The 12,071-nt window shown below is 57.4% G+C and carries 8 protein-coding genes; 4 read left to right on the top strand and 4 right to left on the bottom strand.

Features of this window, described 5'->3' with window-relative positions:
• Positions 1 to 73: 73 nt before the first annotated feature.
• The 4 genes from RB602_RS08815 to RB602_RS08800 are packed head-to-tail and all read left to right on the top strand — an operon-like array spanning position 74 to position 4,366.
• On the top strand, positions 74 to 862 hold the full coding sequence (locus tag RB602_RS08815) for a uracil-DNA glycosylase family protein (protein WP_317080196.1): 789 nt from the start codon (positions 74 to 76) through the stop codon (positions 860 to 862).
• A complete protein-coding gene (locus RB602_RS08810) occupies positions 855 to 2,633 on the top strand; it encodes a lytic transglycosylase domain-containing protein (RefSeq protein WP_317080194.1) in 1,779 nt (592 codons plus the stop codon). The genes RB602_RS08815 and RB602_RS08810 overlap by 8 nt, the downstream gene beginning before the upstream one ends.
• Positions 2,623 to 3,150, top strand: a complete 528-nt coding sequence (gene moaB, locus RB602_RS08805) for a molybdenum cofactor biosynthesis protein B (protein ID WP_317080193.1) — start codon at positions 2,623 to 2,625, stop codon at positions 3,148 to 3,150. Before RB602_RS08810 ends, moaB begins: the two co-directional genes overlap by 11 nt.
• 55 nt (positions 3,151 to 3,205) lie before the next feature.
• Positions 3,206 to 4,366: a PA0069 family radical SAM protein gene (locus RB602_RS08800; RefSeq protein ID WP_317080192.1), complete on the top strand. Its 1,161-nt coding sequence runs from the start codon at positions 3,206 to 3,208 to the stop codon at positions 4,364 to 4,366.
• Between the two features lie 133 nt (positions 4,367 to 4,499).
• Here RB602_RS08800 and RB602_RS08795 read toward each other — a convergent pair whose 3' ends face one another.
• The 4 genes from RB602_RS08795 to RB602_RS08780 all read right to left on the bottom strand — a co-directional run bounded on the left by RB602_RS08795 (position 4,500) and on the right by RB602_RS08780 (position 11,987).
• Positions 4,500 to 6,107: a long-chain fatty acid--CoA ligase gene (locus tag RB602_RS08795; protein ID WP_317080191.1), complete on the bottom strand. Its 1,608-nt coding sequence runs from the start codon at positions 6,105 to 6,107 to the stop codon at positions 4,500 to 4,502.
• Between the two features lie 1,015 nt (positions 6,108 to 7,122).
• A complete protein-coding gene (locus tag RB602_RS08790) occupies positions 7,123 to 7,647 on the bottom strand; it encodes a hypothetical protein (RefSeq protein WP_317080190.1) in 525 nt (174 codons plus the stop codon).
• Positions 7,648 to 7,877: 230 nt separating this feature from the next.
• Positions 7,878 to 11,369 carry a DNA polymerase III subunit alpha gene (dnaE, locus tag RB602_RS08785; protein ID WP_317080189.1) on the bottom strand — a complete coding sequence of 1,164 codons (3,492 nt, stop codon included), beginning with the start codon at positions 11,367 to 11,369 and terminating at the stop codon, positions 7,878 to 7,880.
• Positions 11,370 to 11,663: 294 nt separating this feature from the next.
• Positions 11,664 to 11,987 carry a hypothetical protein gene (locus RB602_RS08780; RefSeq protein WP_317080188.1) on the bottom strand — a complete coding sequence of 108 codons (324 nt, stop codon included), beginning with the start codon at positions 11,985 to 11,987 and terminating at the stop codon, positions 11,664 to 11,666.
• Positions 11,988 to 12,071 lie beyond the last annotated feature (84 nt).

Raw genomic sequence — 12,071 nt, 5'->3', positions numbered from 1 at the left:
TGACCAAGGGGCTTGTCATTTGCCCTACGGCATCGCAGCCTGAAAGCGGAAAGAAACCGGTTCAAAAGCCAATATGAGCGATAATTCTGCCCCCAATGCCGCTGACACCATGTCCGCTGAGGCGCTGCAAAGCTATTGGGAGTGGTGGCAAGAACTGGGCGTTGATCAGGATTATGTCGAAGCACCACAAGGCTGGTTTGAAGAAGAGACTGCGCCTGCACCAATCAATCCCAAGCCTTCCTCGACTAGACAGACACCAAAGCCTATTGCAAGAGTTGAAGAACAAAAGCCTCCACCAGATACGGACATCGCACTCCCCGATACGCTGGATGCTCTGTTGCAATGGTGGCCCGAGAGCGACGCACTGAAAACAGTCAGCGGCATAGGCCCGAGCATAGCGCCGACAGTACAGGCCAAACCCAGATTGCTGGTCATCAGCGATATGCCGGATGAGGACGATAGTGATGCTTTGTTCTCCGGCGCGGCTGGTACCATGCTTGATGCGATATTGCATGCCATTGGAATCTCTCGGAATCATTGCGCATTTGTCAGCATATTGCCGCAATATTGCGCTGACGCTGACGCAGAACTCAGCACGAGACCGTTCTGGCGCAAACTGGTCGCGCATCAGACCGGATTGCTTCAGCCAGAATATGTGATGCTTTGCAGCAAGACCGCAAATATGGCTGTGACCGAAAAAGACCTTGCCGAGAATCGCAGGTCTTTACGCTTTATTAACCTTAACGGCGGCAATATTCCGGCAAGCGCCAGCTTCCATCCGCGTTCCCTGGCCAAAACACCGGCGATAAAGGGATCGGCTTGGAGAGACTGGCTCAGGCTGAAGGGACTGATGAATGGGTAAATCGCTGATAGGACTTAGTCTGGCGGCTTGTGTGGCTTTACCCGCCGCACCTGCCATGGCTACTGCTCCGGCAACCACTAGCTTTGATTATTATGCCGAACATGGTCCATCGCAAGACAGCAAGAATGCATTGTCACGCTCAGAACGCGGGCGCGCGCGCGATTTCTTCGCCGCGCTGGATCGTCAGGACTGGGCACGCGCGCAGGAGCTTGCAGATACCGCGAAAGATGATTTGCTCTCGCCGATCTTCCGTGCCGAGCTTTATCTAGCGGCTAACTCGCCTCGCGTGGAGCGCGAGCCATTGGAAAAGCTTTTGCGCGATGCGCCCTATATTCCGCAAGCTGCGCAGTTGAGCCGCCTTGCCGAGAGGCGCGGCGCCACCAATATTTCGCTATATGACGCCCAGCGTCACCTCTCTTATCACAAAGGTCCGCCGGTGCGCGGCAAGCCCCGCTCGGTAAAGGGCGGGAACAGTCTGCACAAACACCATGCCGGTGCCATTCTGGACGCGATCAAGGACAGCAACCCCGATCGGGCTATGCGCTATTTTGAGTCCGTTGATGATGGCATTGACGATGCAAGCCGCACCGAGTGGCTTCAGCGTATTTCCTGGTCCTATTATATTGAAAACCAGCCACAAAAGGCTCTCGATGTTTCGTCACAGGCGATCACCGGCTCTGGCCCATGGCTCGCTGACAGCCATTGGGTGCATGGTCTCGCGGCATGGCGTTTGAAAGACTATGCACGGGCCGAGCACGCCTTTCATCGCGCTGGCACCTTCGCCAGCAATCCCGAGCTGATGAGCGCGGGCTATTATTGGGCATCGCGCGCGGCGATGCGTTCTGGCCAACCTGCAAAGGTGGAAGCCTCACTGCGCGCGGCCGCACAGCAGAAGGATGCTCTCTACAGCCTGCTGGCACGCGAGGCGCTGGGTATGCCGCTGGCCAGCCAGACCGTCAGCACCGAGCTGACCTCTGATGAACGCAAGGCGCTGCAACGCAGTCCCAATGCAAAGATGGCGCTCGCTCTCTCCAGCCTGGGCCGCGACAGCCTTGCCGATGAGCTGATCCGCCATGAAGCGCGCCGCGCCAATGGTCTGGATCATGATATCTTGGTCAAGATCGCCGGACAGATGGCAATGCCGCGCCTGCAGGCCTGGCTCGGCCATTATGCACCGGACAATGCTACGCCGACTGATCTTGCCAATTTCCCGGCACCATCATGGACGCCGGTCAATGGCTGGAAGGTCGACCCGGCGCTGGTCTATGCCCATGTCTGGCAGGAATCGGCGTTCCGCACCAATGCTGTCAGCCCGGCCAATGCCCGCGGTCTGATGCAGCTGCGTCCCGGCACCGCCAAGGATATGGCGCGCGCCTATAGTCTCGATGTCTCCACCGCAGATCTTAACAAGCCGGAGGTCAATCTGGCGCTGGGTCAGTTGTATCTCGAGACCCTCAGCAAGCGCACCGAAACACAGGGCCTGCTGCCAAAAGTCATGGCGGCCTATAATGCCGGCATGGTTCCGGTCGGTCGCTGGAACAGCACCATCCAGGATCAGGACGATCCGCTGCTCTATATCGAATCCATCCCCTATTATGAAACCCGCGCCTATGTTGGCACCGTGATGCGCAACTATTGGAAATATGAGGCCCAGGCAGGCATCTCTTCCCAGAGCGCTCATGGCATGGCGCAGGGCCTGTGGCCGCGCTTCCCCAATCGCAATGGCAGCGAGCTGGTGCGGCTGAGCGAGGTACATAGCGGTGGCGATTGACGAGAGCCGCCGGTTCCTCCCGATCAATATCGCGCTTTTGACCGTTTCCGACACGCGCACCCCTGATACCGACAGTTCCGGTGATATCTTGGCCGACCGCATCAAAGCTGCTGGCCATCACCTGCAGGCCCGCGCCATTGAGAAAGACGATAAGCAAAAGCTGGTCGCGCGCCTCTTAAACTGGATTGATGATCGCGATGTTGATGCGATCATCAGCACCGGCGGTACCGGCCTCACTGGTCGCGATGTGACACCCGAGGCGCTGGACCAGGTCAAGAAGAAGGATATCCCTGGCTTTGGCGAGCTGTTCCGCTGGCTGAGCTATGAACATATCGGCACATCAACCATCCAATCGCGCGCCTGCGCGGTCTTGGCGCGCGGAACCTATATCTTCGCCCTGCCCGGTTCCAATGGCGCGGTGAAAGATGGCTGGGACGGCATTTTGCAATATCAGCTCGATAGCCGCTATCGCCCCTGCAATTTCGTCGAACTGATGCCCAGACTGTCGGAGAAATAGCAGCAGGAACATTTTTGTTCTTGTTTTGTTTCAACCCTCATTCTATCCTTGGGGCATGGCAAAAGCTGTTCCCGATCCCCACTCCAACCGCTCTTCAGAGACGGGCGAAGGCGTGGTTGCGCCGGGGCCCGACGCCAATCGCCACGTTCATAAAGGCCGGGGCGCGGCCAGCAACATCACCTCCTCACGCTTTGACGATAAACAAGCCAACATGGATGGTGACTGGCGCGATGCGCAGGAACAGATTGACGGCAAACAGCCGCGCCCACGCACCCAGGTGCATGTCGAAAAGCCGCGCACTATCATCACCCGCAACAAATCCCCCGATATTCCCTTTGACCGATCGATCAATGCCTATCGCGGCTGTGAGCATGGCTGCATCTATTGCTATGCCCGTCCGACCCATGCCTATCACAACCTGTCTCCGGGATTGGATTTTGAAACCCAGCTTTTTGCCAAACCCAATGCCGCCGACCTGTTGCTGACCGAACTGGCCAAGCCTGGCTATATTGTGCAGCCGCTGGCGATCGGCACCAATACTGACCCTTATCAGCCGATTGAAGACCGCTATCGCATTACCCGTTCTATTTTGCAGGTCTGTCTCGACACGCTGCATCCCATTGGCATTACCACCAAATCGAACCGCGTGACCGATGATATCGATCTGCTGGCAGAATTGGCGCGCAGACAGCTTACCGCGGTCGCCATTTCTATCACCACGCTCGACAGTAGGACAGCACGGATTATGGAACCACGCGCGCCCTCCCCGCTTAAGCGTCTGGACGCTGTGCGGCGGCTGTCGGCAGCGGGTATCTTCACCAATATCAATATCGCCCCGATTATCCCGGCGATCACCGATCATGAGCTGGAAAACATCGCCATGGAAGCCGCAAGAGCCGGGGCCAAAGGCATTGCCGCCATTCCTGTCCGCCTGCCACATGAGGTCGCGCCCTTATTCGAGGAATGGCTCGACGCCCATTATCCCGACCGCGCCAAAAAGGTGATGAGCATCATTCAATCGCTGCGCGGCGGCCGCAAAAATGATCCACGCTTCTTCAACCGCTTTCGCGGACAGGGGCCATGGGCGGAGTTGCTCGCCACACGCATGACCGCCTTGCGCCGCAAATACGGTATGGACAAAACCCGCTACAGCCTGCGTACCGACCTGTTCATCCCGCCCCGCCACCATGGTGCACAAGGCGATTTCGGGTTTTAGTCCAACTAAGTCTCTCCCCGTCAGGGGAGAAAAACATTATGCTCACGCAAAGACGCAAAGGCGCGAAGAAGAGGCAAAACGCACATACCCCTTAAAAATCTTCGCGTTCTTCGCGTGAAACTATTCCAAGCGCCTACCCCTCAACACTCGAAAGCACATGATCCTTAAACTGCTCGCGCAAAGCCGTCTTCAGGATCTTGCCGGTCGCCGTGTGCGGCAGTTCATCGACGAACACCACATCATCGGGCATCCACCATTTGGCGATCTTGTCGGAGAGATACCCCTTCACCGCGTCCGGCTCCAGCGTTGCACCTTCATTGGGCACCACGATCAGCAAAGGCCGCTCGTCCCATTTGGGGTGCGGCAGGCCAATGGCCGCGGCTTCGGCCACGCCTTCCATGCCGACAGCGGCATTTTCCAACTCGACCGAGCTGATCCACTCGCCGCCGGACTTGATCACATCTTTGGAGCGGTCGGTAATCTGCATCACATTGTCGGGATGGATCACAGCGACATCGCCGGTATCGAACCAGCCATCCTCGGTCAGCGAATGCTCCTCGGCCTTGAAATAGCGCTTCACCACCCAGGGACCGCGAATTTGCAGCCGTCCGCTCGACTGGCCATCGCGCGGCTGGACATTGTCGTCATCATCGACGACGCGCAGTTCAACACCAAATGGCACTTTGCCCTGCTTGGTAACGACATCAAGTTGCTCGTCCAGGCTTAGCTCATCCCAGCCCGGCGCAGGCGCGCCCATGGTGCCAATGGGCGAGGTCTCGGTCATGCCCCAGGCATGATTGACGCGGCAGCCCATTTTCATAATCCGCTCACACATGGCACGCGGTGCCGCAGAACCACCGATGGTCACCACCTGCAGATGCTGTGGCTGCTCGCCGGTCGCGTCCATATGTTGGAACATGGCAAGCCAGACCGTCGGCACCCCGGCGCTGTGGGTTACCTTTTCGCGGTTCATCAACATGGTCAGCACCGCCGGGTCATTCACCGCCGAATAGACGATCTTCACGCCCGCAACCGCGCTGGCAAAAGGCAGGCCCCAGGCCGCCGCATGGAACATCGGCACCACCGGCAGCGCCACCGAGGCAGGCGATAAATCAAACACCGCCGGCTGTATCTCGGCTATGGCATGGATCACTGTCGAGCGATGCTCATACAGCACGCCCTTGGGATTGCCCGTGGTGCCGCTGGTATAGCAAAGCATGCAAGGATCGCGCTCATCGCCGGTCACCCAGGCAAAATCATCATCCTGTGTGTCGAGCAGCGCCTCGAAACCCTGAACATCGGAGCCCGCAGGTGGGTCATAGCAGATATAATGCTCGATGGTGGTCCATTTGTCCTTCATCTTGTCGATGATCGGCTGGAACATCGCATCATAGAGCAGCACCTTATCCTCGGCATGGTTCATGATATATTCGAGCTGATCCTCGAACAGCCGCGGGTTAACGGTGTGGATCACCCCACCCATGCCAATCGCGCCATACCAGCTCACCAGATGGCGGCTATGGTTCATCGCCAAAGTGGCAACGCGATCCGTTTTCCGCAGGCCCATAGCGGTCAGTGCCTTGGCCAGACGCCGCGCATCGCGGGCCACCTCGCCCCAACTGCTGCGCGTCTCGCTGCCATCGGCCCAATAGGATATGATCTCCCTGTCGCCATGCTCACGCTCGGCATGGTCGAGCAAATGCATCACCCGCAAATCAAAATCCTGCATCGCACCCAGCATTGTTCTCTCCTTGGAATATGTTGTGATTTTGTGCGCACTGTATCGCTTCTCTGGCGTTGTGCAAGCCATGGGTTCTGTGGGGCTCGTGTCGCGGCGAAAGCCAACAAAAGGTGACACAGGGTTACAGTGTGTCACCCTTGGGTTTTGGCGGGGTGTGGTTGTCTATCGCTTTGGGGAATAAGGTATTTTATTGTGGGATTGTCCTTTCTTGGGTGGGTGACAGTTTTTGCGGAATCTGCGCAAAAGTGTTTCACGCGAAGAACGCGAAGATTTTTAAGGGGTCGCGCAACTCCTCCCCCTCCTCCTTCAGGGGAGGGGCAGTGAGACTTAGCGCCGTAGCTTTAGCGAAGGCGCTTAGTCGCAGCGGGGTGGGGGTTCTCCACTTGCGCCGCGCCTCTGGAACGCCCCCACCCCAACCCCTCCCCTAAAGGGTAGGGGCTAGTATTCTCACGCAAAGACGCAAAGACGCGAAGGGACCGCATCAAGGATAACCCTCTTTGTGCCTTTGCGCCTTTGCGCGAGTCTCTAAAAGGAAGCCCAGGCCCCGTCTCTGCGGGGCCGACGAAAGCGCCATACCCTAACGCAACAACCTATCTATTCTCACGCGGAGACACGGAGGCGCGGAGGGGTTTCCTCCAGGCGCAACCCCTTAAAAATCTTCGCGGCCTTCGCGTGAAACAAAAGGCAATCAGGAATCAAGTCATGCCGTTACGAGTGTCAGGCACGCTCGCTTAAGTTCACAAAGTTCACACCTATAAAGCTCAGAAAAGCATGCTAGCGTAGGATATTGCCACCAGCTCCTATTCTATCGCAAAGCAAAATCGCAAAACCGAGATTGAGAAAGAGCCACTACAATCATAACAGCGCCTTTTGATGTAGGACAGAAAGGCTCAGGAAAGAGGATCGAAGGGTTGAGTAAACTGCACTGTAATTCGTAATTCCTGTGCGACAGGCCTCAAATCATACAAAGGCGCGATCCCGCTGACTTTCATACCAGTAAGGGTGCCAAACCATATCAGAATCTGCGCTCACTCTCGAGGAAAGCGATCACATTCTCGTCCAGCGTGCCGGGGGCTTTCTCGTTGATCAGCCACAGAAGATCGCGAAACTCCTGATCCTTCAACTGTGCGCCGGTAAGCAGAAACACCTGGTCTGCATCCCAGTCCTCGGGCCAGATGCTGGGATAGACAGTGGCGTGTTGGAACGGGGTGAAGGTGTTGCTGCCATAGAAGAGCTGATTGATCGGTGCACGCTCTCCGGTCACCAGACCAATATGGTCAAAGGGCAGACGGACAAAGGGCTTGGGACGCAATTCCCAGGTAAACCAGGGTGGCCGCATATAGATCGCATCGTCATCATAGCTGATGCGATAGAGACATTCCGGGTAAACAGCGATGAATATTATTAAACACCCTAACAACATCACCAGAGGAATTCCAATATAATCCCGTTTCGGAAGGTCAACACCCAATAATAAATCGAAATAACTACCGATAACAACAACACCCACGATAATAGTAATCCAATTAACCGGATGCATACGAAAGGATAGCCAGCGGGTCCGACCAAAGGGTGGAGTGGACCGCAGGTTCAATCTGTGCCTCTCCATCGCTATTCAGAATCCTCCTGATCGGCACTGTTGTTCTGGCTAGATGTACTGCGCTGACCAGCATTGTTGCTATTGCTGCCGTTATTATCCGATTGCTGTGGTGGCCGGTTGGGCGAGGGAACACGAATGCGTGTATCGCCATTAGCCTCAACCAACCACCCCTAACCAGCAACCGCCTCTGGCCGCGCCGAACGTATCGCCGACAAGCTAATATCCCCAAAACCCGGCGTCCGTTCCAGTTCTTCGACCAGCTCGCTATCCAGTCGGAACCGCCGCCCCAGCACCATCTCCACCGGCGGCAGATCGGGCTGGATCAACCGCGCCGCGACTTCGCCGCGCCCTGCCCCGCGTTTCTGTAATATCGTCGCCAGCATATTCAGTGTCGCCGCCTCGCTGGTCTCGAAGGTCAGTTTTAGGCGTGCTGCGGTTTGCAAACCATCCAGCGGTTGCGCCGAGCGAACGGTGGCGCGTGGGGGTTGGTCGGGGCTGTTGCTGTCAAGTTCGACATTGAGCAGCACACACGCGCCCTCCTTCGCCCATTCGACAAATTGCGGCACCAGATGCTCCTCAAAGCAACTGGCGGAAAAGCCGCCCGAGGCATCGGACAGGTCGAGCATCACGAAATCGCGGCCGCGCTTGGTCTGGCGGCGGTTTGCGCCTTCGACCAGTACCGCGAGTGTCGCCGGACGGCGTTCGCCTTCTTTGAGCGACATACCCTCAATCACCGCCGCAAAGGGCCGCGCGCCATTGGCGCTGGTGACGACCTCATAATGGCTGACCGGATGGGCGGAGAAGAAAAAGCCGAATGCCTCTTTCTCCTGCGCCATGCGTTCCCCGGCGGACCAGTGCAGGCTGTCATCCAGCTTGAGCGTCTGGCGCGTCGCACTGTCATCCTCGCCGAACAGCGCCGCCTGCCCGCTGGTGCGCGATTCCTCGGCGGCGCTTGCTATTGCGAGCACCGTATCGGCCAGCGCATAGACGGCGGCACGATTGGGCGCGATCTGGTCAAAAGCCCCTGCCCCGGCCAGACTCTCCAACTGGCGGCGGTTGACCAATGTCGGACTAATGCGTCCGGCAAAATCGCCCATATCCTCAAACCAGCCTGCATTTTCGCGCTCGGCAATCACCGCCTGCATCGCCTTGGTGCCGACATTTTTCAGGCCCGCCAGCGCATAGCGCACCGCCAGCCCATTATCCTCTTTCTGCACCGAAAATTCTGCTTCTGAACGGTTGATGCATGGCGGCAGACAGGCAATCTGGTTCTTGCGCATATCATCGACAAAGATGGTCAGCTTGTCGGTCTGGTGCATATCAAAGCACATCGAGGCGGCGTAAAACTCCTGTGGGTGATGTGCCTTGAGCCATGCCGTCTGATAAGCGAGCAGCGCATAGGCGGCGGCGTGCGACTTGTTGAAGCCATAGCCGGCAAACTTGTCGATCAAATCGAACAGCGCATTGGCCTTGTCCGCCGGAATATCATTATGCTCGGCACAGCCCTTGACGAAGATATCGCGCTGCTTGTCCATCTCGGCCTGGATTTTCTTGCCCATGGCGCGGCGAAGCAGGTCGGCACCGCCCAGCGTATATCCGGCGAGGATCTGCGCTGCTTGCATCACCTGTTCCTGATAGACGAAGATGCCATAGGTTTCTTTCAGCACATCCTCGAGCAGCGGGTGCGGATAGGCAATCTCTTCCTCACCATTTTTGCGGCGGCCGAAGAGCGGGATATTGTCCATCGGACCCGGGCGGTAGAGCGAGACGAGCGCGATGATATCGCCGAAATTGGTGGGCTTCACCGCAGACAGGGTGCGACGCATACCTTCGGATTCCAACTGGAACACACCAACGGTATCACCGCGCTGCAGCAGCTCATAGACCGCCGGATCATCCCATGTCAGCCCATCCAGATCGACCATGACCCCGCGCCGTGCGAGCATCTCGACGGCTTTGTGGAGGACGGAGAGGGTTTTGAGGCCAAGAAAATCGAACTTCACCAGCCCTGCGGTTTCAACAAATTTCATATCGAACTGCGTTACCGGCATATCCGAGCGTGGATCGCGATAGAGCGGCACCAGAGCATCGAGTGGACGGTCGCCGATCACTACGCCTGCGGCATGGGTTGAGCTGTGCCGCGGCAGGCCTTCGAGCTGCATCGCCAGATCGAATAGCTGACGCACATCATCCTCGCGCTCATATTCCTGGCGCAGTTCGGCAACGCCATTCAATGCGCGGTCGAGCTTCCACGGATCGGTGGGGTGATTGGGCACCAGCTTGCACAGCCGATCTACCTGACCATAGGGCATTTGCAGCACCCGCCCGGTATCGCGCAGCACCGCGCGGGCCTTCAGCTTACCAAAGGTGATGATCTGCGCCACATGGTCGCTGCCATATTTCTCCTGCACATAGCGGATCACCTCGCCGCGCCGGGTTTCGCAAAAGTCGATATCGAAGTCCGGCATCGACACACGTTCAGGATTGAGGAAACGCTCGAACAGCAGGCCGAGTTTCAGCGGATCAAGATCGGTGATGGTGAGCGCCCAGGCGACCACTGAACCGGCACCCGAACCACGGCCCGGCCCGACCGGGATGCCCTGCTCCTTGGACCATTTGATAAAGTCGGCAACGATAAGGAAATAGCCGGGAAAGCCCATATTGACGATAATGCCGATTTCATAATCGAGCCGGTCAAAATAGGCTTTGCGGTCGTCTTCGCTGAGGTCTGCATAAACGCTTAGGCGCTTTTCGAGGCCAGCGATAGAGTCTTCGCGTAACTGTTTGGCCTCGCCCTCCAGATCACCGGCAAGGCTGGGCAGGATCGGATCGCGCTTGGGCGGCGCAAAGGCGCAACGCTGGGCTATCACGAGCGTGTTGTCGATGGCTTCGGGCAGATCGGCAAACAGCTCGCGCATCATCGCGCCGCTCTTGATCCACGCTTCGGGCGCGCCTTGCTGACGGTCTTCGCTTTCGAGATATTCGCCATTGGCGATGCACAGCATCACATCATGCGCTTTGTGAAAACCGGGCTCGGCAAAACAGGCTGGATTGGTGGCAACCAGCGGGATGTTTTGGGCATAGGCGAGATCGATCAGCGCTTCCTCGGCGTCTTCTTCGACCGGATCATTGCGCCGGGCCAGCTCAATATAGACGCGCCCCGGTAAATTGCTGGTCAGCGTCGCGAGATAGCTTTGTGCCGCTTCCGTCTGTTGCTCGGCAAGCAGACGGGTAATAGCCCCCTCACCCGCTCCGGTCAGAACAATCAGGCCCTCGCCATGCTGCGCAAGAGTCTTCAGCGAGATATGCGGTGCCTGTTCAATCGGCCGATCCAGATGCGCCGCCGAAACCAGCGCGCACAGATTTTGGTAACCCGCTTCATCCTGCGCCAATATCCCTAGCCAGTCGATGATCGGCGTACCATTGTCGCTGGCGCCGGGTCGAGCAACCGCGATGCGCGCGCCGACTATCGGCTGCACGCCTTCCTTGAAGCAGGCATCGGCAAAAGCCATCGAACCGTAAAGACCGTTGCTGTCGGTGATGGCGATGGCGGGAAAGCCGCGCTCCTTGGCCGCAGAAGCGATCGCCTTGGGGTCAATAGCGCCGTCCAGCATGGTGTAGGACGAGAAGATACAAAGCGGGACGAAGGGGTCGGTAGGCATACCTTAGGTTATTTAAACTTACGCGATTCTAGCAATAGGCGAGGCAAACTTACACACCAAGTAAGTGCTTTGAATGCCGACAACCTCTCCGTCAGCCCCGCGCAGGCGGGGGTAAGGCTGAATTTCACACAAAGCCACAAAGGCACGAAGATTTAGAGGCAAGCTAAACCGCTTTGTGCCTTTGTGGCTTTGTGTGCGCTAAGAAAAAGCCCAGGCCCCGCCTCGGCATAGCCGAGTTTATCCTGAGCGCCTGCCTTGCAGGCAGTCGAAGGGCGGGGCCGACGTTGTTAAGGGTTACTCGCCTTCAGCTATCTTACTGCGTACGCTTTTAATCGTCGACCATGCTCCATAGACGATCAGCGCACCGAGGAAGAACCACACCCAAAGCGGGATATTCTTGCCCGCTATGGCGAGATAGACATAGGCGGATACAAAGCAGCTACCCGCGCACAGGACCGGTAGGACAATAGACTCCCCCGCCTTTTTGCGCCGCACCAGCCAGGCGATCGAGAGCATGAAGAACGGAATCGCTCCCACATAAATCGCGCCGAAAATCAGCGGATTAACGCCATAGTCCGCACCCAGACTCAAAAACCATGTCTGAAGTGATTCCCACATATTCTTGTCTCCTGCCAGTCTGGCCGGTTATTCGCCCTTGCGGCGGAAAAGGTTACGCCTGCGTAGCGATTGAGAGTTTTGGGG

The organism is Parasphingorhabdus sp. SCSIO 66989 (genome assembly GCF_032852305.1).
Classification (GTDB): Bacteria; Pseudomonadota; Alphaproteobacteria; order Sphingomonadales; family Sphingomonadaceae; genus Alterisphingorhabdus; species Alterisphingorhabdus coralli.
The sequence above is the reverse complement of the archived record's forward strand: the minus strand, read 5'-3'. Positions and strand labels throughout refer to the sequence as shown.

Bases quoted from the DNA above. Each gene is read 5' to 3' on its own strand.
- RB602_RS08800 (WP_317080192.1), top strand. From the start codon at position 3,206: ATGGCAAAAGCTGTTCCCGATCCCCACTCCAACCGCTCTTCAGAGACG.
- RB602_RS08810 (WP_317080194.1), top strand. From the start codon at position 855: ATGGGTAAATCGCTGATAGGACTTAGTCTGGCGGCTTGTGTGGCTTTA.
- RB602_RS08790 (WP_317080190.1), bottom strand. From the start codon at position 7,647: ATGCATCCGGTTAATTGGATTACTATTATCGTGGGTGTTGTTGTTATC.
- dnaE (WP_317080189.1), bottom strand. From the start codon at position 11,369: ATGCCTACCGACCCCTTCGTCCCGCTTTGTATCTTCTCGTCCTACACC.
- RB602_RS08815 (WP_317080196.1), top strand. From the start codon at position 74: ATGAGCGATAATTCTGCCCCCAATGCCGCTGACACCATGTCCGCTGAG.
- RB602_RS08780 (WP_317080188.1), bottom strand. From the start codon at position 11,987: ATGTGGGAATCACTTCAGACATGGTTTTTGAGTCTGGGTGCGGACTAT.
- RB602_RS08795 (WP_317080191.1), bottom strand. From the start codon at position 6,107: ATGCTGGGTGCGATGCAGGATTTTGATTTGCGGGTGATGCATTTGCTC.